The organism is Massilia sp. Bi118, from assembly GCF_918697865.1.
Lineage (GTDB): Bacteria > Pseudomonadota > Gammaproteobacteria > Burkholderiales > Burkholderiaceae_D > Telluria.
The window spans coordinates 224,236-244,016 of sequence record NZ_CAKKMV010000004.1 but is presented as its reverse complement, the minus strand read 5'-3'; the positions used below and the strand labels follow the sequence as shown (position 1 = coordinate 244,016).

Here is a 19,781-nt window from a genome sequence, read left to right as displayed (position 1 = left end):
GCGTGTCAGTCGACCACCCGCTTGCCAAGGATAATCAGATCGCGCTCGATCCCATCCAGGTTGGCCACGCGCGGGAAATTCGCCCAGGTCTCGAAACCGTATTTGCGGAACAGGGCCAGGCTCGGTACGTTGTGGCCGAAGATGAAGCCCAGCAGCGTGTGCACCTTGATGTTCGGCGCGAAAGCGATCGCCTGCTCCAGGCAATAACGGCCGATGCCCTTGCCGCGCCATTGTTCGGCAATGTAGATCGAGACTTCGGCCGTGCCCGAGTATGCCGGACGGCCGTAGAAATTCGAGTAGGAGCACCAGCCGATCACGACCGGATTTTCTGACTTGTCTGCGGCATCATGAATCACCCACAGCGGACGGCGTTCCGGCGTATGGTCGGCAAACCATTGTTCGCGCGACTGGACCGTGACCGGTTCGGTGTCTGCAGTGACTTCGCGGGAGGCGATGGTGGAATTGTAGATATCGACGATGACGGGCAGGTCTTCGATGCGGGCAATACGATGGGTATAAGACGGCATAAACGAGAGGATTAAAGCGTGTGGGTGGCGCGCGAAGACCGCAGCGCCGCGCCCAGGATTTCTTCGATGCGCAATTTAGCGCGCTGGCCGGTTTCGTCGGCCGGGAAATGCACGCCGATGCCTTGCGCCTTGTTGTTGTTGGCGCCGGCGGGGGTGATCCAGGCCACCTTGCCGGCGATCGGGTATTTGTTCGGGTCGTCCATCAGCGACAGGATCAGGTAGATCTCGTCGCCGATTTTATAGGGCTTGTTGGTCGGCACGAACATGCCGCCGTTCTTCAGGAAAGGCATATAGGCCGCGTACAGCGCCGCTTTTTCCTTGATCGCAAGCGAGAGCACGGACGGCCGCGGCGCCTGGGGCGCGAGCGGGGCGTTCGGATCGGTGGGCAAGCTGTTCATCGGTGTTCCTTCGTCGCGCCTCAGGCGGCGCAGCAGGCAGTGTAATCAAGCAACATATCTTCGACAAACAGTTTCGGCGACAGCGGATGGTCCGCCACTGCGCGCCGCTCGTTGGTCGACTTGATCGCCTGCATCAACCTGGCCGTGTGTACGCGCCCGGCCAGGTTCGCAAGCTGCTGGCGATACCGCGGATAATAGCGGATCGTGCCGGACAGCTTGTATGAGAAAACATCATACAACCAGCGCTGCTGCCACGCGACGAGGGATGCCAGCGGCGCTTTGCTCAATTTGTCTGCGGCGCGCAACGCGGCATCGACGCTGGGCTGGGCCAGGATTTGCAGCAGGGAATCGAGTTCCTCGCGGCTGCCGGTTTCGGCCTGCACCAGGGCCGCCAGCGGCGCCCCGCCCTGCTCGCGCAGCCAGCCGTCGGCATCCTGCACGCCCTGGGCTTCGAGCCAGGCCAGCGCCTCGGCGTGGCCGGGCATCGGCAACGCGAACTTGCGGCAGCGCGACAGGATCGTCGGCAGCAGGCGATCCAGGCCGTTCGAGGCCAGCAGGAACACGGTGCCCGGCGGCGGCTCTTCCAGGGTCTTCAGCAGCGCATTCGAGGACGGCATGTTGAGCGCCTCGGCCGGGTACAGCACCACCACGCGCAAGCCCTGGCGGTGGGTCGAGATGTTCATGAAGTCGGACAGCGCGCGGATCTGCTCGATCTTGATGTCCTTCGAGGCCGTCTTCGAGGATTTGGATTTCTTGTCGGATTCCGCAGCTTCGTCGCCCTCGGCGGCCGGGGCTTCGTCTTCCATCGCTTCCGGGCGCACACGGCGGTAGTCCGGGTGGTTGCCCTGGCTGAACCAGCCGCAGGAGGCGCACGCGCCGCAGGCATGGCCATCTGGGCGCACGTTTTCGCACAGCAGGGACTGGGCAAAGGCTTCGATGAAGCCGGCCTTGCCGATGCCGGCCGGGCCGTGGAACAGGATGGCGTGCGGCAGGCGGACGCGCATCTGCTGCAGCTGCGCCCAGGCCTGCGCCTGCCAGGGGTAGATCGGGGTACTACTTGTCACAAGAACTTCTCCAATGCCGCGCGCAGCTGGGCGCGGACTTCATCGATCGAGCGGGTCGAGTCGATCACCACGATACGGCCGTTGCTTTGTGCGGCGCGACGCAGGTATTCATTGCGGCAGCGCTCGAAGAAGGCCGCCTCTTCAGATTCGAACTTGTCGAGATTGCGGGTGGCGTCGAGGCGCTCGCGCGCCACGGCCAAAGGCACGTCGAACAACAGGGTAAGGTCGGGCTGCAGGCCCGGATGCACCCACTGTTCCAGCGCCTCGAGCTTGGGCAGCGGCAGGCCGCGGCCGCCGCCCTGGTAGGCGAAGCTGGCGTCGGTGAAGCGGTCCGACAGCACCCAGTCTCCACGACCCAGCGCCGGCCCGATGACCTGGGCCAGGTGCTCGCGGCGGCTGGCAAAGGCAAGTAAAGCCTCGGTGCCGACGTCCATCTTCTCGTGCAGCAGCAGCTCACGCAGCTTTTCGCCCAGCTTTGTTCCGCCCGGTTCGCGGCTCGAGACCACGGTCTTGCCGGCCTCTTTCAGCAGATCGGCGACGAAGCCGATGTGGGTAGACTTGCCGGCCCCGTCGATGCCTTCGAAGGTGATGAAGCGGCCGCGGGCCGAAGTTTGTCCATTCATTTCGATCCCTGGCGCTGGTATTGGTTGACTGCCTTGTTATGCTCGTTCAGGTTGACCGAGAAGTGGCTGGTGCCGTCGCCGCGCGACACGAAGTACAGGGCGTCGGTCTTGGCGGGCATGAGGGCCGCGGCCAGCGACTGCACGCCCGGCAGCGCGATCGGCGTCGGCGGCAGGCCGGCGCGCGTGTAGGTGTTGTACGGGGTGTCGGTCTCGAGATCCTTCTTGCGGATCTTGCCGTCGTACTTCTCGCCCATGCCGTAGATGACGGTCGGGTCGGTCTGCAGCAGCATGCCGGTCTTGAGGCGGTTGACGAACACGCCGGCGATCATCGCGCGCTCGCTCTTCTGGCCGGTTTCCTTCTCGACCAGCGAAGCCATGATCAGGGCCTGGTAGGGATCGGTGTACGGCAGGTTCGGCTCGCGCTTTTCCCAGGCCGCCTTCAGGCGCTTCATCATCATCTCGTGGGCCTGCTTGTAGATCTGCAGGTCGCTCGAGTTTTTCGCGAACAGATAGGTGTCCGGGAAGAACAGGCCTTCGGGCGTCGCGTATTTACCGTTCGCCTCGGGGACGATCTTCTCCAGCAGTTCCTTGTCCGAGAGCTTGGCCGTCTCGTGCTTCAGGTTGGGCGCGGCGTCGACCGCCTGGCGCATCTGGCGGAAGGTCCAGCCTTCGATGATGGTCAGCGACTCCTGGGCGAATTCGCCGCGCACCAGCTGGGCGATCAGGCGGCGCGGCGTGGTGCCCGGCTTGAGCTCGTAGCTGCCGGCCTTCAGTTGGCTGGCCTTGCCGGTCACGCGCGCGAGGACGCCGAACAGGAAGCCGTTGACCGGCACGCCGGCGGTGGCCATCTGCTGGGCCGCGCCGCCCACATGGCTGCCCTGGGCAATCGCGAAGGGAATGACGGGGCTGTCCGCCGGGGTGATCGGCTGTCCCGACCACCACTGGAAGCCGCCGACGGCCGCGACTGACACGATCACGCCCGTAATGATGAGTTTTCTTATTAGTGCCATAGAAATCTGGTTTTGCGCCGTGCCCGGCGCGAATTTGACGACAACTCTATAATGAGGCCGTAATGATAAAGCCTAAACAGGAAATTATTCTGAATTTATGAGCAACTGGATCGAACATCTCGCTTCCCTGGGCGCGCGCTTCCACCAGGAGGAGGCCACGCAGATCGAAGACTTCGGCACGACCCTGTCCGCAGGCGCCCTCGCCGAGGGCGTCGTGGCCCCGGTAACCGACCTCGGCCTGATCGCCGTGACCGGTGAAGACGCCGCCAGTTTCCTGCACAACCAGCTGACCAACGACGTCGAACACCTCGGCACGAACGAGGCCCGGCTGGCCGGCTATTGCACGCCGAAGGGCCGCCTGCAGGCCACCTTCCTGATGTGGCGTACCGGCCAGGACATCTTCCTGGCGCTGCCGCGCGCCATCCAGCCGCCGCTGCAAAAGCGCCTGACGATGTTCGTGCTGCGCTCGAAAGCCAAACTGCGCGACGCCACCGAGGAAGCGGCCAGCGCCGCCGTGCTCGGCCTGGCCGGCGCCAAGGCGGAAGCCGCATTGCGCCGCCAAGTGTCCGCCCTCCCGGCCGCGCCCTACGGCAAGGTCGATGGCGAGTTCGGCTCCGTGCTGCGCCTGGCCGATGCGCTGGGTGCACCGCGCTACCTGTGGATCACCTCTGCCGAGACCGCGATTGCCGCCCTGCCGCAGCTGCGCGAGACGCTGGCGCTGGGCGGCAATGCGGCCTGGCGCCTGGCCGAGATCCATGCCGGCGTGCCGCAGGTGACCCAGCCGACCCAGGAACAGTTCGTGCCGCAGATGGTCAACTTCGAGCTGCTCGGCGGCGTCAATTTCAAGAAGGGCTGCTATCCGGGCCAGGAAATCGTCGCCCGCAGCCAGTACCTGGGCAAGCTGAAACGCCGCATGACCCTGGCCACGCTGCCGAATGCGGCCGCGCGCGCCGGCGACGAGGTCTTCTCCAGCGAGGACCCGGACCAGCCGTCCGGCATGATCGTCAACGCCGCGCCGAATGGCCTGGGCGGCGCCGACGCGCTGGTCGAGATCAAGCTGGCCGCGCTGGACCACGAAGTGCGCCACGGCTCGGCCGGCGGCACGACGCTGTCCTTCCTGCCGATGCCCTATCCGCTCGACGCGCTGGCGGACTGAGTTCGTGATCCGATGATCGACCTGTACGTCTACTACAAGGTGCGCGAGCTCGATGCGGCCTCGCTGGCGCCGCGCGTGCGCGCGATGCAAACGGCGCTGGCGGCCGGCCACGGCGTCGCCGTGCAATTGAAGCGCCGTCCCGGCAGCAAGGATGGCCTGCAAACCTGGATGGAAGTCTATCCGGGTGCGCCCGACGGCTTTGATGGTGTGCTGGCGCAGGCGGCGCTTGACGCCGGCCTGGACGCACTGCCCGACGGCCCGCGCCGTACCGAGATCTTCGTCGACCTGAAACCGGAGCTGACTCCATGTGCCTGATCGTATTTGCCTGGCGCGTGATTCCCGGCGTGCCCGTGATCGCCTGCGCCAACCGCGACGAATTCTATGACCGTCCCGCCACCCCGGCCGGCCCCTGGCCGGAGAACCCGGACATCATCGCCGGCCGCGATTTGCGGGGCGGCGGCAGCTGGATGGGCGTGACGCGCACCGGTCCGAACGGCCCGAAATTCGCCGCGCTGACGAATATCCGCGCGCCCGACGAGCGCCGCGGCGATGCGCCGACCCGTGGCGCGCTGGTGGCCGACTTCCTCCAGGGCGACCTCGATGCACCGGCCTACCTGGACCGCATCGCCGGGCGCGCCGCCGAATACAACGGCTTCAACCTGATCCTGGGCGACCGCGAGGGCCTGTACTGGTTCTCGAACCGCGCCGGGGCCGACCCGCGCAACGGCAAGGCCCTGGAACCGGGCATCTACGGCGTCTCGAACGGCCTGCTGGACGCGCCCTGGCCGAAGGTGCTGCGGACCAAGGCCACCTTCGCCAGCCTGCTGCTGCAAGGCGCGCCGGAAGAGGCTTACTTCGAAATGCTGGCCGATACCACCCGCGCCCCCGACCTGCGCCTGCCCGACACCGGCATGCCGATCGAGGTCGAGCGCGAACTGTCGCCGGTCTGCATCGAGATCCCCGGCTACGGCACCCGCACGTCCACCGTCATGCGCCTGTACCAGGACGACGAGCCGGAGCTGCGCGAACGCATCCTGCGCCCCGAAGGCGTGGCCGCTGCCTGACGCCCCCTCCGGTGGGGTCATTACACTTTAGTGACAGGTGTTTGCAATCCTCCGCTGCTACGATTATTTCCGTACAGCAACCAACAAGGAGGATGCACATGCAGACCAGACTGAAAAAAATCGCGGCACTGACCCTGCTGGCCGCCGGCGTGGCAGCCGGCAGCCTGGCGCCGGCCCAGGCCGCCAATCTCACCGGTAAATGGGTCGGCGGCTACTACGCCGGCTACTTCTGGGACAACGCCCTGTACCAGGCGCCCGAGCACGTGGACATGAGGCACATGACCCACTTCGTGTTCGCCCGCATCGGCCCGGGCAGCGGCAGCAACGGCAAGCCGGCCGGCGAGATCGTGCTCGGCGGCGGCAACGCCCACACCGACCGCGACCGCGGCCCCGGCGCCGCCTACGACTGGACGGTCGAGGAATTCCTCGTCAAGCGCGCCCACCAGGCCAACATCAAGGCCCTGATCATGCTCGGCGGCGAAGGCGACAACGCCGGCTTCCTGGCCTCGACCACGGACGCGGTGCGCCCGGCCTTCGTGAAGAACCTGGTCGACTACATGGTCGCCAAGGACTACGACGGCATCGACGTCGACTGGGAAGGCATCGGCGACAAGGCGACCGTCGAACAGGAACGCCTCGAGAAGCTGATCCTGGACCTGCGCGAGGAAGCGAATTCGCGCGAGCGCTACCAGGCGAATCCGGTGATCATCACCTTCCCGGGCGGGAACAAGAACATCAACACCGACACCGTCACCGAGCACGACCTGCGCGTGGCAGCCATGGTCGACCAGTACAACATCATGAGCTATGGGGTGGGCTGGTTCGGCCAGGGCTGGCACAGCAATACCTTCTCGCCGCTGACCGGGGCGACCGGCCATCGCCCGGTGTCGATCGCCAGCACGATCCAGATGTTCGTGGACAAGGGCGTGCCGCGCGAGAAGCTGGGCCTGGGCCTGGGCTTCTACGGCGAGAGCTACGCGCCGCCCTTCACCGGTCCGGACCAGGACACCGACGGCGACCTGAGCAAATGGTCGGTGACCGACTACAAATGGAGCTGGACGCTGCTGAACAAGCTGGGCTACCTGAAGCAAGGCATCTACGCCTGGGACGCGCCGACCCAGACCAGCTACCGCGTCTACCCGGGCGGCTACACCCCGGCCGAGCGCCCGGACACCACCAGCGGCTACATCAGCTATGAAGAACCGGCGACCATCGCCGCCAAGGGCGCCTGGGCGACGTCGACCCGGGAAGGCGAAGGCGTCGGCGGCGCCGTCATCTGGCTGGTCAACTACGGCACCCTGGATGGCGTCGACAACCCGCTGCTGACCGCCACCGCGCAAGCCTTCCTCGACCCCGGCGCGACCCAGGCCGGCCCCTACCCGAACCCGCTGCCGCCGCCGGCGCCGCTGAACCTGACGACGACGCTCGACACGCCGAACGACTGGGGCGGCGGCTACTGCGGCACCATCACCGTCAAGAACGTGGGCGACCGCGCCGGCTGGTGGAAGGCCGAGATCCCGTTCAAGGACAGCATCACCTCGCTGTGGAACGCCAGTTACACGCTGGCCGACGGCAAGCTGACGATGGAAGGTCCCGCCTACAAGCGCAAGCTGCATCCGGGCGAATCGACCCAGGTCGGCTTGTGCGCGACACGTCCGGCCAAGCCCGTCGAACCGCCGCCGCCGCCGCCGGCAGGTGCGCTGCAGGCCAGGCTGATCGTCACCGGCGACTGGGGTTCGGGCTATTGCGCGAAGATTGCGGTGACCAATACCAGTACCGTCAAGGTGCTGGGCTGGAAGGTCGATGTGCCGAATGTGACCGGCACCCTGAGCGGGATGTGGAACGGCAGCTATACGATGGATGGGACGACCATGCATTTGTCGCCGCCGGACTGGAACAGGGATCTGGCGCCTGGGGCGACGAATGAGGATGCGGGGTTTTGTGCTAGCCGGTGATTGATTGTCGTCCCCGCGGCAGTCGAACGTCATTCCCGCGGCAGTCGCACGTCATCCCCGCGCAGGCGGGGATCCAAGTTCTGTGTAAGCTAACGATACGCATGCAAAACTTGGATCCCCGCCTTCGCGGGGATGACGTTTACGCGTGCGGGTACTAATTCCGTTCACGACTCTCGCCTCATGAACGGCGACTCGAACTGCTGCCTTCTCTCCACCGGCCGCGTCAACACCCGCACCGCCACCTCCAGCGGCACCCCAATCTCCGCCAGCCGCCGCGCCGCCGTCGAGCGGCCGAGCGCATCGGCCTCGTGAATCACGGCCTCGATCAGCAGGGCCTGCTTGTAGTCGTTGCGTCGTTCCATCGAACGATGCTACCACGGGCCGCTCAGGCGGGGCGCTGCACCGCGTCGAGGTAGACGCCCGGATCCATCGACAATCCCGCCTTGACCTGCTGCGACAACTCGTCGATCAGCACCTCGCTCTTGCCGGCTTCCAGCGCCGCGTAGGCGCGCTCGACCACCTCGGCCGGGGCCAGTTTCGGCAGGTCGATCCCGCGCGTCAGGTCAGTATCGACGAAGCCCACGTGCAGGCCCAGCACCTGCGTGCCCTGGTCCTTCAGCGCGATGCGCAAGCCATTGTTCACGCTCCAGGCGGCCGACTTGGTGGCGGCATAGGCGGCCAGGCCCGTGGTGCTGATCCAGCTGGCCACCGACAGCACGTTCAGGAAGGCGCCGCCGCGGTTCGCCGCGAGCACCGGCGCGAAGGCCTGGCTGACGCGCAGCATGCCGTAGACATTGGTCTCCATCATGCGCCGCATGGCTTCGATGCTGCCTTCGTCGAGCAGGCTGCCGTCCGTCGCGATACCGGCATTGTTGATCACCAGCGTGACGTCGGCGCAGGCCGCGGCCAGTTCCGCCACCTGGGCCGGATCGGTGACGTCCAGCCGCACCGGCACCACGCCGGGCAGCGTGATCTTGCCGGGGTCGCGCGCGGCGGCGTAGACCTTGCGCGCGCCGCGGGCCAGCGCCTGGCGGGCGAATTCCAGGCCGAGGCCGCGGTTGGCGCCGGTGACGAGGACGACTGCGTTGTCGAGTTTCATGGTGATCCCTTTCGATATGATGAACATCATATTACTGCGCAAAAAAATGCCGGCCCCGAGGGCACGGCGTCTTCCGCCTCAGGCTTGCGTCGCTGGGCGGTCGTACTGGGCAAGCAAGGCCTCGCGGCATGCCTGCATTACCTTGGTTCCTTCCTCGGCACCGAGCACCCTGGCCAGCTGGATGGCGCCCACCAGGCTGGCCGCGATTGCCCAGGCGCTGCCGGGCGCGGTGTCAGGCGCAAGCGTCTCCTCGACCAGCCTGGCCAGCCCGCGCACGCGGCTCTGCGATACCTCGCGCAAACCGTCGCCGGCGCGCTGCATGTCGGAACCGACGGCGGCGACCGGGCAGCCGAGTTCCAGCGCCTCCATGTGCAATCCGGACAGGTATTCGCTGACCAGGGCGCGCAGCGGGCTCTCACCGGCCTCCATGCGCGCCCGCATGCGCTCGCGCACATTGGCGTTGCTCCGGCTGCCCGCATGCTCGAGGGCTTCGGCCAGCAGCGCGTCGCGCGATTCGAAATGGGCGTAGAAGCCGCCATGGGTCAGGCCCGCCTCCTTCATCACCTCGGCGACACCGACGCCGGCGACCCCGGAACGCCGGACGGCGCGGGCCGCCGCATCGAGGATGCGTTCGTGGGACTGCTGGTGACGGAGGCTGCGGGCGGCGGACATGGCGTTGACTCTCTATATGATGGTCATCATATTAGACCCGAAAAGTCGGCGCGTCAAGCGCGCAGCGGCCGGACGCAGAGCGCGCCCGGCCGAACCCGATTCCTGAGCGCTGCGGGTTAGCGGTCGGGGTCGTTACCCGTCGTGCCCGGCGCCGAGGTGCCGCCCGAGCCGCCCAGCCTGCCCTCGTCCGGGGTGCCGGCAGCCGAATCGCCGCCGCGCGAACGCGCGCTGTTGTCGGCCTGCGAGGAACCTTTCGAGAACACATTCGCTTCCGGCGAGCTGTGCAGGAAGCGGCTGTTGTGGGCTTCGCCTTCGTCCGCGTTGCCGCCCTGGCGGGACACGTCCTGCTTGTCTTGCTGCGCCTTGTCTTTCTTGTCAGCCATGATAATCTCCTTACTGATTCCGATGGCTCAATGCTAAGGCCCCTGAGCGAAACACGAATAGGAAGGAAAGCTGAATGCGTGTAGGAGTGGCGGCAGTCCTGAAGCGGGCGGTGTTCTTTTCTGCGGCCGCCGGCAGCCTGACTTACCTGTCCTTGCTGGTGCCGGGCCAAGTCATTGCGGTCTGCGGCAACCTGGGCGTCCCGGTTTACTGTCCCGTGCTCGCGTATGGTTTTCCGCTGCCCTTTCTTGCCGACAGCCAGGCAACTTCCCCCACAGGCTCGGTTGCGCGGGACCCCTTGTCCTTGTTGATCGGCCAGGACGATCTGCTATGGGGACCGCTCGCACTGTCGGCGGCATTCTGGCTGCTGCTGGTCCTTGGCGCGAGCCGGGCGTGGCGGCGTCATGCGGGACGGCGATGAACGGGTTTGCGGACGGCGAAGGCCGCAAGCCCGGCCATCGCCAGCAACAGTAATACGGTCGACAGCCCGAAGCAGGCCTGGAAGCCCTGCGCGATCGCCGCCGGCGCGGCCGTATTGCCGGCCATGTGCACGAACACGGCGCCCATCAGCGCGGCGCCGTTCACCAGGCCGAGGTTGCGCGACAGCCCGAGTAAACCGGAAATCAAACCGCGCCGTCCGGCGGCCGCCCCGTTCATCACTGCCGTGTTGTTCGCCGCCTGGAACAGCGCATAGCCGGTGGTGAGCACGGCCAGCGAGGCTGCGTAGCCGCCCGCCGTCGCCGGCAGGGCCACCGAGAGAATGCAGGCGCCGAGCGCCATCCCGGCAAGCCCCGCCAGCGCGCACGCCGCTGCGCCGTAGCGGTCGACCAGGCGGCCGGCAGGCCAGCCGGCGAGCGCGGCGACCACGGGGCCGGCAGCCATCGTCAGCCCCATCCGGCCGGCGCCGAGGCCCAGCGTGCCGGACAGGTAGAAGGGTCCCACCACCAGCGTCGCCATGACCACGGCCGTCGCCACCATGCCGGTCACAGATCCCGCCGCCAGCGCGCGGTCCCGAAACAGGCCCAGCTCGACGAGCGGCGCTGCGCTGCGCCGCTCGACATGAACGAACAGAAGCGCGCCGCCGAGTGCAAGCAGCAGGAACAGGGGCCGCGCGCCGGCGCCGGGCGTCAGCGCCAGGGCGTAGGCGGTCAGCGTCGCGCCCAGCAGCAGCGTGCCCGGGTGGTCGAAGCGGGGCTGGCTGCGATCGGCGGCGTCGGGCGCGAGGAAGCGCGACACACCATACAGTGCTGCCAAGCCGAGCACGGCCTGGACGATGAAGACGGATGGCCAGCCCCAGACGCCGACGAGCGCGCCGCCCAGCGGCGGCCCGAGCGCCGTTCCCGTCGCCGAGACCGTGCCCAGCAGCCCCATCGCGCGGCCGGTCGCCTCACCCGGCAAGGCATCCCTGACGGCCGCGATCGTCAGTGCCATGATCGCAGCGGCGCCGGCGCCCTGCAGGGCGCGCGCACCGACCAGTACCTGCAGCGACGGCGCCAGCGCGCACAAGCCGGCGGACGCGCTGAACAGGACAAGACCCGCCTGGAGCAGGCGCTTCCTCCCAAGCACGTCGCCTGCCCGGCCGGCGGCGACCACCAGCGAAGACAGCCCCAGCAAATAGGCCAGCACCACCCACTGGACCGCGGGCAGCGGCGCGCCGAAGGCCCGCGCCAGCGACGGCAGGGCGACGTTGCTGATACTGGTCCCCAGCGAGGACAGCAAGGTGGCCAGCGACAGGCTGGCGAGGATGGCGGAATGCGGTTTCGTGCTCATGTTCGGCTCCCTGACGTATGAAAGGAGCCTAGCCTGCGCGGATGGATGGCGGAAGACGCAGCATTTGCAGCATATACATGCATGCGACGCCATGTATCGTACCCAGGCGTGCTATCGTTCAGCCATGCCGACACCCGATCTCAACCTGCTCGTCACGCTGGACGTCCTGCTTGCCGAAGGCAATGTCGCACGCGCCGCACGCCGCCTTGGGCTCAGTGCCTCCGCCATGAGCCGCGCACTGGCGCGCCTGCGCGAGACCTGCGGCGATCCACTGCTGGTGCGCGCCGGACGCGGCCTGGTGCCGACGCCCAGGGCGCTGGAATTGCGTCTTCGTACCGGTCCTGTGGTCGAGGAAGCGAAAGCCATGCTCAGCCCCGCCATCCCGCTCGATCTTGGTAAACTCAAGCGCAGCTTCACGCTCCGCACCAGCGACGGCTTCGTCGAGAACTTCGGTCCGCCGCTGGTCGCGCGTGTCGCGGCCGAGGCGCCGGGCGTGCGCCTGCGTTTCATCCAGAAGCTGGACAAGGACAGCGCCCCGCTGCGCGACGGCAGCGTCGACCTCGAAACCGGTGTCGTCGGCGCCGACGCCAGTCCCGAGCTGCGCACCCGCATCCTGTTCCAGGACCGCTTCGTCGGCGTGACGAGGATGGACCACGCCCTGGTCGAGGGCGCGATGACGCCGGCCCGCTATGCGGCGGCGGCGCATGTTCTGGTCTCGCGCCGCGGACGCGAGCGGAATGCCGTCGACGATGTCCTGGCGGGACTGGGCCTGCAACGCCGCATCGCGGCCACCGTCGGCGGCTTCGCGGACGCCCTCGCGCTAGCGCGCGGCTCCGATCTCGTCGCCACCGTGCCGGAGCGGCATACGGGACGCCTGCGCGAAGGCCTGCACAGCTTCGCCCTGCCCTTCGAACTGCCCGGCATCGCGGTATCGATGCTGTGGCATCCGCGCATGGACGCCGACCAGGCGCATGCCTGGCTGCGCGGCCTGCTGCTCGCGCTCAGCCCTTCTTCAGCCCGGCCTTCAGCACCTGTGTAAGCTGCGGCGTCGCCGCATAGGCATCGGCCGGCGGCTGTCCCTGCACGATCGCGTCCATGCGCTCGGCCACGCCGCGCAGCAGCTGCGGATGCGAATAGATATAGAAGCGTCCCTCGCGCACCGCCTCGAAGGTGATGCGCGCCACATCCGCCGCCGACACCTTGCCCGACTCGACCGCCTTGCTCACCAGGGTATGCGCCGCCTGCTGGCTGGCGGTCGGCCCATCGTCGTTTTCCAGATCGTGCGGACGGTGCGCCTCCGACTGGGTGATCCCGGTCGGCACGAAGTACGGGCACAGCACCGAGGCCTGGACCGGCGCATCAACCAGGCGCAGGTCGTGGTACAGGGTCTCGCTCAAGGACACCACCGCATGCTTGCTGACGTTGTAGACGCCCATCGCCGGCGGATTCAGCAGGCCGGCCATCGACGCCGTGTTGACGATGTGGCCCTCGTAGTGCGGGTCGCGGCGCGCGCACTCGAGCATGATGGGCGTGAACACGCGCACGCCGTGGATCACGCCCCACAGGTTCACGCCCAGCACCCATTCCCAGTCGGCCTCGCTGTTCTCCCAGATCAGCCCGCCCGCGGCGACGCCGGCGTTATTGAAAACCAGGTGCACGCCGTGGAAGCGGATCATCGCCGCATCCGCCAGCTCCTCGACGTGCTCGCGCTTGCTGACGTCGACGACCATCGAGATCACCTCGGCGCCGCCGGCCTGCAATTCATCGGTCGCGCGCTCCAGACCCCTGGCGTCGACGTCAGCCAATACCAGCTTCATGCCCAGCGACGCCGCGGTATTCGCGAACTCGCGCCCCAGGCCGCTCGCCGCGCCGGTGATGACGGCGACCCGTCCCTCGAACTGCTTCATGCTTTCTCCTCGTGCCGGACGTTCAGACGCTCGATACCCCGCCGTCCACCGCCAGTACCTGTCCCGTGATGTGCTTGCCCGCATCGGACGCGAACAGCAGCACCGCGCCCTTCAGGTCTTCCTCGTCGCCGAGACGGTTCAGGGGCGCCTGCTGCGCCAGCGTCTCCGCGCCGATCGCATTCAGTATGCCCCTGGTCATCTTCGAGGGGAAGAAACCCGGGGCGATCGCGTTCACGTTGATGCCATGGCGGCCCCATTCGCCGGCCAGGGTGCGGGTGAAATTGATCAGCGCCGCCTTCGAGGTGTTGTAGGCGATGGTCTGCATGGCGCCCGGCGGATTCCCGGCCAGCCCGGCGATCGAGGCGATGTTGACGATGCGTCCGCGCCCGCGCGGGATCATCGATTGCCGGCCGATGGCCTGGCTCAGCAGGAAGATGCTGCGCACGTTCAGGTTCATGACCTTGTCCCAGGCCTCGAGCGGATAGTCCTCGGCCGGGGCGCCCCAGGTGGCCCCCGCGTTGTTGACCAGGATGTCGGCCTGGCCCAGGTGCGCCAGCGCGGCATCGGCGAAGGCCTGGACCCCGGCTTCGGTGGACAGGTCGGCCGCGATGCCGCTTGCGTCGATGCCGCGCGCTTTCAAATGGGCGCAGGCTTCGTCGAGTTCGCCCTGCTTGCGCGAGGCGATGACCAGGCGCGCGCCCTGCTCGCCCAGCGCCTCGGCCATCTGCAGGCCAAGTCCGCGCGAGCCGCCGGTGACGATGGCGGTCCGCCCCGCCAGGGAAAACAGCGCTTGTACCGTCCGCATGCTCAGCCTTCCTGGACTTCGTAGTCCATGCATTGGCGGGCTTCGCGAATGGCGCCGATGAAGGGCACCAGCGCGTGGTGGGTCGGGTGTTTGGCGTAGGATTCGAGCGCGGCCTTGTTCTCGAATTCCGAGTACAGCACCACGTCGTAGGTCGCTTCCAGTCCCGGCTGGGCCAGCGTCACTTCGAACTTGAGGATGCCGGGCACGATGTGCGCGCATTCGTCGAGCCGCCGCTTCATCTCGCGCGCGTTGGCGGCGCGGTCCGCGCCTTCGGCATGTTCCTTCAGTTTCCACATGACGATGTGCTTGAGCATGGTTTCTTTTCCCTTTTTGAGTCAACGAACGGATAACAAAGAGCATAACGCTTCGCTGCCGGGATGGCGAGTGTGGGCGGATTCGCCGCCCCGCTCTGGCTGGCGGCCGGTTTTTTATTTGTTTTGCGTCGCAAGTGGGTTAGTTGCAGAATTCTTTCGACAGCGGCGACGTGGACAGCGCGGACGGATGCCCCTGGCCGCGCACTGTAGCCATTTGCATGACTTCTCGGTTAGTTGCAGAATGAGGCATGAGCAAACTCGCCGCCTGGGACGCCAATCCCGTCAAAAACTTCGCCGCCTTCGTGGCCTCGCCCGACTTCGTGCTGACCTCGAGCCGGCAGCGCGACCTGATCCCGAAGCCGGTCTCGCCCGAGTCCGCGGCCATCTACCGCTTCATGTTCGGCAAGTTCGCCGCCTGGATGCTGGAGGAAGGCCTGAAGATCTCGACCGTCACCGCGCGTGACCTGCACCGCTTCGTCCAGCTGGCCCACGACGGCCATCGCGACCTGAACAGCAAGATCGCCTACCGCTACCTGCGCCTGCTGGAGCGCTGCTACGAGTACCTGGAGCGTGCGCCCAACCCGGCGCGCGACGCCATCGTCGGCATCGACCGCGCCCAGATCACCCGCGACGCGCCGATGACGGCCCTGAACGCCGACGAGCTGCAGCGCTTCCTCGCCGCCCTGCCCGGCCAGCCGGCCGACGACGAAGGCAAGGCTTCGGGCTGGAAGCGCCGCCGCGACCGTGCGATGCAGGTGACGATGGCGCTGGCCGGCCTGCGCGTGGCCGAGGCGATCGGCCTGCTGGTGGACGAGATCGGCCGCCAGCGCGACGTCGAAGGCGGTCTCACGCTGAATATCACGCCCGAGCACAAGCACCCCACCAGCTACGAACACACGACCACGCTGCCGAAGGAAGGCGTGGCCGAGCTGACGGCCTGGCTGGCCGAGCGCGCAGAATTGAAGATTCCCGGCGCGCTGGTGTTCCCCGCCAACCTGGAGGGCGAGCCGCTGCACAAGGCCACCGTCTACCGCCAGGTCAAGGCGACTTTCGAGCGCGCCGAGCTGGCCGTGCCGCGCGCCGGCGGGCGCACGCTGCGCAATACTTTCGCCTCGCAGCAACTGCGCCAGGGCACGCCGCAGAGCGAACTGACCACCACCCTGGGCCTCGCGCTGGAACGTTCCGCCGAAGCTTATAAGTACGCCAAAGTAAACGAGGAAACTCCAGAAGCGGACGCCGGTCCAACAGCCAAGGACGCCTGATCTCACCCCCTGTGCATGGGGTCGCCGCGAGACGGCTCATCCGTAAGTTTCGTGTAAGCTTGGAGCAAGCATCGCGTAAGTTTCGCGGCGCAGAGTCGCTGCCGTAGCTGGCGTAAATATCGGCTATCCATTGAACATTACAACTCATTACGGAGACTAACAATGGCTATCACACCCGGCATGACCGCCGGCGGGAAGGCGTCGCCTACCGCCCGCGGGCTGACGAAGGAAGAACGCAAGGTCATCTTCGCTTCTTCCCTCGGCACCATTTTCGAATGGTATGACTTCTACCTCTACGGCTCGCTCGCCGCCGTCATCGCCAAGCAGTTCTTCGCGGGCGTCGGCGACCCCACCACCGGCTTCATCTTCGCCCTGCTGGCCTTCGCCGCCGGCTTCATCGTGCGTCCGTTCGGCGCACTGGTCTTCGGCCGCCTCGGCGACATGATCGGGCGGAAGTACACCTTCCTGGTCACCATCCTCATCATGGGCGGCTCGACCTTCGTGGTCGGCCTGCTGCCGGGCTATGCCTCGATCGGTATCGCCGCGCCCATCATCCTCGTCTCGCTGCGCATCCTGCAGGGCCTGGCCCTGGGCGGCGAGTACGGCGGCGCCGCCACCTACGTGGCCGAGCACGCGCCTGAAGGCCGCCGCGGCTACTTCACCGCCTGGATACAGACCACCGCCACGCTGGGCCTGTTCCTGTCGCTGCTGGTGATCCTGGGCGTGCGCACCGCGATGGAACCCGCCGCCTTCGATGCCTGGGGCTGGCGCATTCCCTTCCTGGTGTCGGTCCTGCTGCTCGGCATCTCGGTGTGGATCCGCCTGTCGATGAACGAGTCGCCGGCCTTCGCCAAGATGAAGTCCGAGGGCAAGACCTCGAAGGCGCCGCTGTCGGAAGCCTTCCTGGCATGGGGTAACGCCAAGATCGCGCTGCTGGCGCTCGGCATCGTGATGGGCCAGGCCGTGGTCTGGTACACCGGCCAGTTCTACGCCCTGTTCTACCTGACCCAGACCCTGAAGATCGAAGCGGCCACGGCCTACATCCTGCTGGCGATCGCGCTCGCCCTCGCCACGCCCTTCTTCATCTTCTTCGGCTCGATGTCCGACCGCATCGGCCGCAAGCCCATCATCCTGGCCGGCTGCCTGCTGGCGGCGCTGACCTACTTCCCGCTGTTCAAGGGCCTGACCACCTACGGCAACCCGGCCCTGGCCAACGCCCTGGCGAACTCGCCGGTGGTGGTCGTGGCCGACCCGGCCTCCTGTAACTTCCAGGTCAAGCTGACCGGCACCGAGAAGTTCCCCTCGTCCTGCGACATCGCGACGGCCCAGCTGACCGCCGCTTCCGTCAGCTACACGGTCCAGCCGGCGCCGGCAGGCACTATCGCCAGCGTGCACGTCGGCGACAAGGTCTACCCGTCCTTCAACGCCACCATGAACGCCAGCGGCCGCGACTTCGACAAGGCCAGCAAGGACCGGGAAGCGGCACTGAAAAAAGACCTGGGCGAAGCGGTGAAGACCGCGGGCTACCCGGCAAAAGCCGATCCGGCCGCCATCAACAAGCCGATGGTGGTGCTGCTGCTGTTCGTGCTGATGCTGTACGTGACCATGGTCTACGGCCCGATCGCGGCCATGCTGGTCGAAATGTTCCCGACCCGCATCCGCTACACCTCGATGTCCCTGCCCTACCACATCGGCAACGGCTGGTTCGGCGGCCTGCTGCCGACGATCTCCTTCGCGCTGGTGGCGGCCAAGGGCGACATCTACTACGGCCTGTGGTATCCGATCGTGTTTGCGGCGATTACCGTCGTGATCGGGGCCTTGTTCCTGCGTGAGACCAAGGACAACAATATCTACGCGGCCGATTGAATCCGCGCTGCCCATGAACGAAAGCCGCCTGCGGGCGGCTTTTTCTATTTCGCGTGACTGTCGGAGATACTGACCAGCTTCCATCCCTTTCCGGATTTGGACCAGACTTGCGTGCCGCCGCCGGCTTGTTTAACCAGATCCTTGTTTTTGAGGAGGATGGTCTGCTTGTATTCATTCACCAGAATCGCCGTCGATGGATTAATAACGGTCACTTTAACATTCGAGAATTCAAGAGAAACGATCTCCTCGACCATCGGGAATCCTGAAGAAATCAGCGCTTCCAGATTGTCGAACGAGTGCCACACCTTCCCCTCTGCATTTGATCCGGTAAATTTCTCTTTGTCGACATAGTCAAGGTAGCGGCGCGCGTCCAACGCCCTGGAGGCGTCAACCAATCCTCTGAATGCATCATTGACCTCGGCTTCGATCTGGCTGGTATTTTGCGATCCATTATTCATTGAGCTGCACCCACTCGCATTTATCAAGGCAAAAACAATCACGAGGACTGGCGAAATTTTCCCGATAAGGGACTTCTCCAGACGGTTCCTGGAGGGGGTACACGCGCAGCTGGCACGATCAGGCAGGCGTTCAAGCCACATAGCTGTCTCTCGGCAAATTTAACTCTGCAAGATGCTACTGTGCGATTTGTATTTTTTGCAAGTTATTTCAGAAAGCCTCGCCACCGACACCCGGCACCCGGCTCCAGGCCCGCATCCGGAACGCGGCCCAGGCTGTCAGCATCGCCCCAGCCACCAGAACCAGCCGCGTATCGAACAAAGTCAGCACCGCTCCCGCCGCCGCCATCAGGATATTCGCCAGGCAGAAGGTCGTCGACAGCAGCCCCATCACCGCGCCCTGGCCATGGCCGCCGAAGCGGTCCGCCGCCCACACCTGGATCACGGCGTTGTAGCAGGCATGCGGCAGGCCGAACAGCATGATGCCCGCCAGGCCGATCCACAGCTGGCCCGTGCCCAGCGAAGCGATCGCCAGCGCCACGCCCGTCGCCAGGAAGGCCGCGCGGCGCAAGGGATCGTCGCGATTCTGCCGCCCCGCAAAAACTGCCGTGAAACTCATCAGCCCGCACATGCCGACATTGACCAGCGAGATTGCGCGGGTATCGTAGCGGCCGACCTCGACCAGCCACAGCGGATAGAACTCATAGAAGGCGGTCACGCCGCAGGTGTAGGCCAGCTGCACGATGAAGAGCATGCGCAGGCCGTCGTGGCGCAGCAGGTTGAAGGCATGCCGCTCGCGCGCCACCGCCCACCAGCCCGGACCGTGGGCGACTTCTTCGCGCCGCAGCGTGATCGCCACCAGCACTGTGCCCAGCAGCAGCGCGGCGGCGGCGATGTAGAACGGGACCGTGATGCCGAAACCGATCGTGAGCCCGGCCAGCAACGGCCCGAACAGCCAGCCCAGGGTGAAGCAGCCGTTCAGCCAGGACATCGCGTGGTTACGCAGCGGCCCCTGCAGATGATCGGCCAGCATCGCACGGACGATGGCGCCCTGGCCCTCCAGCAGGCCGGTGGCGAAGCGCGCCGCCAGGAAAAGCGGATAGGAGTGGACCGACAGCGCCCAGGCCGTCAGCACGTGGCCGATGGCGGCGCCGGCCGCGGTCCACAGCAGCAGCGGACGACGGCCGAAGCGGTCCGACAGCGAACCGAGGACGGCGGTGCCGATCAGCAGCCCGATCGGGTTGACCATCAGGGCGACGGCGAACAGCAGCTTGGGCGGCAGGCCGAGGAAGTTGGTGAGTCCGTCAGCCGCCCCGTTCACGAACAGGGGCGGCAGGATAGGGTAAGGCAGCGAGGCGCCGGTCGTCGACAGCAGGCCGAGCAGGCAGGCGGTCGCGATCAGGAGGGCATTTTTCACGTAGGGCTCGGTATTTTCTGGGATACCTAGCCTAAC

At 66.4% G+C, this 19,781-nt stretch carries 23 protein-coding genes; 8 read left to right on the top strand and 15 right to left on the bottom strand.

Annotated features, from left to right (window positions below; genetic code table 11):
* Positions 1-5: 5 nt before the first annotated feature.
* Genes LQV39_RS07930 through mltG form a run of 5 tightly spaced genes read right to left on the bottom strand, consistent with a single transcriptional unit; the run spans position 6 to position 3,622 of the window.
* Positions 6-527 carry a GNAT family N-acetyltransferase gene (locus tag LQV39_RS07930; protein WP_230023006.1) on the bottom strand — a complete coding sequence of 174 codons (522 nt, stop codon included), beginning with the start codon at positions 525-527 and terminating at the stop codon, positions 6-8.
* Between the two features lie 11 nt (positions 528-538).
* Complete coding sequence (locus LQV39_RS07925; RefSeq protein ID WP_230023003.1) at positions 539-925, bottom strand: PilZ domain-containing protein; 387 nt, start codon at positions 923-925, stop codon at positions 539-541.
* A 20-nt stretch (positions 926-945) separates the two neighbouring features.
* Positions 946-1,989, bottom strand: coding sequence for a DNA polymerase III subunit delta' (locus LQV39_RS07920; RefSeq protein ID WP_290368560.1), 1,044 nt, complete (start codon positions 1,987-1,989; stop codon positions 946-948).
* Positions 1,986-2,612 (bottom strand): dTMP kinase, encoded by a 627-nt coding sequence (tmk, locus tag LQV39_RS07915; protein WP_230022988.1) that lies wholly within the window; start codon positions 2,610-2,612, stop codon positions 1,986-1,988. The genes LQV39_RS07920 and tmk overlap by 4 nt, the downstream gene beginning before the upstream one ends.
* The gene (gene mltG / locus LQV39_RS07910; RefSeq protein ID WP_230022973.1) at positions 2,609-3,622 is read right to left on the bottom strand and encodes an endolytic transglycosylase MltG; all 1,014 of its coding nucleotides are present in this window, start codon (positions 3,620-3,622) and stop codon (positions 2,609-2,611) included. Before mltG ends, tmk begins: the two co-directional genes overlap by 4 nt.
* Before the next feature lie 97 nt (positions 3,623-3,719).
* Between mltG and LQV39_RS07905 the strand changes: the two genes are divergently transcribed.
* From LQV39_RS07905 to LQV39_RS07890, 4 genes are all read left to right on the top strand, one after another.
* Complete coding sequence (locus LQV39_RS07905) at positions 3,720-4,778, top strand: folate-binding protein YgfZ (protein WP_230022970.1); 1,059 nt, start codon at positions 3,720-3,722, stop codon at positions 4,776-4,778.
* A 12-nt stretch (positions 4,779-4,790) separates the two neighbouring features.
* Entirely contained in the window at positions 4,791-5,093 is a 303-nt protein-coding gene (locus LQV39_RS07900) for a DUF4936 family protein (RefSeq protein WP_230022967.1), read from the top strand.
* Positions 5,084-5,842 carry an NRDE family protein gene (locus LQV39_RS07895; protein ID WP_230022965.1) on the top strand — a complete coding sequence of 253 codons (759 nt, stop codon included), beginning with the start codon at positions 5,084-5,086 and terminating at the stop codon, positions 5,840-5,842. The genes LQV39_RS07900 and LQV39_RS07895 overlap by 10 nt, the downstream gene beginning before the upstream one ends.
* 98 nt (positions 5,843-5,940) lie before the next feature.
* A complete protein-coding gene (locus LQV39_RS07890) occupies positions 5,941-7,797 on the top strand; it encodes a glycosyl hydrolase family 18 protein (RefSeq protein ID WP_230022962.1) in 1,857 nt (618 codons plus the stop codon).
* A 164-nt stretch (positions 7,798-7,961) separates the two neighbouring features.
* On the opposite strand, the gene LQV39_RS07885 is transcribed toward LQV39_RS07890, so the two are convergent.
* The 4 genes from LQV39_RS07885 to LQV39_RS07870 all read right to left on the bottom strand — a co-directional run bounded on the left by LQV39_RS07885 (position 7,962) and on the right by LQV39_RS07870 (position 9,951).
* Positions 7,962-8,159 carry a hypothetical protein gene (locus LQV39_RS07885; RefSeq protein WP_230022959.1) on the bottom strand — a complete coding sequence of 66 codons (198 nt, stop codon included), beginning with the start codon at positions 8,157-8,159 and terminating at the stop codon, positions 7,962-7,964.
* A 23-nt stretch (positions 8,160-8,182) separates the two neighbouring features.
* Positions 8,183-8,896 (bottom strand): SDR family oxidoreductase, encoded by a 714-nt coding sequence (locus tag LQV39_RS07880; RefSeq protein WP_230022956.1) that lies wholly within the window; start codon positions 8,894-8,896, stop codon positions 8,183-8,185.
* A gap of 78 nt (positions 8,897-8,974) precedes the next feature.
* Entirely contained in the window at positions 8,975-9,568 is a 594-nt protein-coding gene (locus LQV39_RS07875) for a TetR/AcrR family transcriptional regulator (RefSeq protein ID WP_230022953.1), read from the bottom strand.
* A 116-nt stretch (positions 9,569-9,684) separates the two neighbouring features.
* Entirely contained in the window at positions 9,685-9,951 is a 267-nt protein-coding gene (locus LQV39_RS07870) for a hypothetical protein (RefSeq protein ID WP_230022950.1), read from the bottom strand.
* 74 nt (positions 9,952-10,025) lie between these two features.
* On the opposite strand from LQV39_RS07870, the gene LQV39_RS07865 reads away from it, so the two are divergent.
* Positions 10,026-10,370: a hypothetical protein gene (locus tag LQV39_RS07865; RefSeq protein WP_230022947.1), complete on the top strand. Its 345-nt coding sequence runs from the start codon at positions 10,026-10,028 to the stop codon at positions 10,368-10,370.
* Here LQV39_RS07865 and LQV39_RS07860 read toward each other — a convergent pair.
* The gene (locus LQV39_RS07860; RefSeq protein WP_230022937.1) at positions 10,352-11,719 is read right to left on the bottom strand and encodes an MFS transporter; all 1,368 of its coding nucleotides are present in this window, start codon (positions 11,717-11,719) and stop codon (positions 10,352-10,354) included. The genes LQV39_RS07865 and LQV39_RS07860 overlap by 19 nt on opposite strands.
* Positions 11,720-11,843: 124 nt before the next feature.
* On the opposite strand from LQV39_RS07860, the gene LQV39_RS07855 reads away from it, so the two are divergent.
* Positions 11,844-12,758 (top strand): LysR family transcriptional regulator, encoded by a 915-nt coding sequence (locus LQV39_RS07855; protein WP_230022936.1) that lies wholly within the window; start codon positions 11,844-11,846, stop codon positions 12,756-12,758.
* Here the strand turns inward: LQV39_RS07855 and LQV39_RS07850 are convergent.
* The 3 genes from LQV39_RS07850 to LQV39_RS07840 are packed head-to-tail and all read right to left on the bottom strand — an operon-like array spanning position 12,721 to position 14,745.
* The gene (locus LQV39_RS07850) at positions 12,721-13,626 is read right to left on the bottom strand and encodes an SDR family oxidoreductase (RefSeq protein ID WP_230022933.1); all 906 of its coding nucleotides are present in this window, start codon (positions 13,624-13,626) and stop codon (positions 12,721-12,723) included. The two genes, LQV39_RS07855 and LQV39_RS07850, sit on opposite strands and share 38 nt — an antisense overlap.
* A 22-nt stretch (positions 13,627-13,648) precedes the next feature.
* Positions 13,649-14,431, bottom strand: a complete 783-nt coding sequence (locus LQV39_RS07845) for an SDR family oxidoreductase (protein ID WP_230022930.1) — start codon at positions 14,429-14,431, stop codon at positions 13,649-13,651.
* Positions 14,432-14,433: 2 nt separating this feature from the next.
* A complete protein-coding gene (locus LQV39_RS07840; RefSeq protein WP_230022927.1) occupies positions 14,434-14,745 on the bottom strand; it encodes a Dabb family protein in 312 nt (103 codons plus the stop codon).
* A 248-nt stretch (positions 14,746-14,993) separates the two neighbouring features.
* Here LQV39_RS07840 and LQV39_RS07835 point away from each other — a divergent pair, with 248 nt between their 5' ends.
* Both LQV39_RS07835 and LQV39_RS07830 read left to right on the top strand, forming a co-directional pair.
* On the top strand, positions 14,994-16,007 hold the full coding sequence (locus tag LQV39_RS07835; protein ID WP_230022924.1) for a tyrosine-type recombinase/integrase: 1,014 nt from the start codon (positions 14,994-14,996) through the stop codon (positions 16,005-16,007).
* Positions 16,008-16,169: 162 nt separating this feature from the next.
* On the top strand, positions 16,170-17,873 hold the full coding sequence (locus tag LQV39_RS07830) for an MFS transporter (protein ID WP_230022921.1): 1,704 nt from the start codon (positions 16,170-16,172) through the stop codon (positions 17,871-17,873).
* A 44-nt stretch (positions 17,874-17,917) separates the two neighbouring features.
* Here LQV39_RS07830 and LQV39_RS07825 read toward each other — a convergent pair whose 3' ends face one another.
* The gene (locus LQV39_RS07825) at positions 17,918-18,472 is read right to left on the bottom strand and encodes a nuclear transport factor 2 family protein (RefSeq protein ID WP_230022918.1); all 555 of its coding nucleotides are present in this window, start codon (positions 18,470-18,472) and stop codon (positions 17,918-17,920) included.
* A gap of 67 nt (positions 18,473-18,539) precedes the next feature.
* Positions 18,540-19,745, bottom strand: a complete 1,206-nt coding sequence (locus LQV39_RS07820; RefSeq protein ID WP_230022915.1) for an MFS transporter — start codon at positions 19,743-19,745, stop codon at positions 18,540-18,542.
* Positions 19,746-19,781 lie beyond the last annotated feature (36 nt).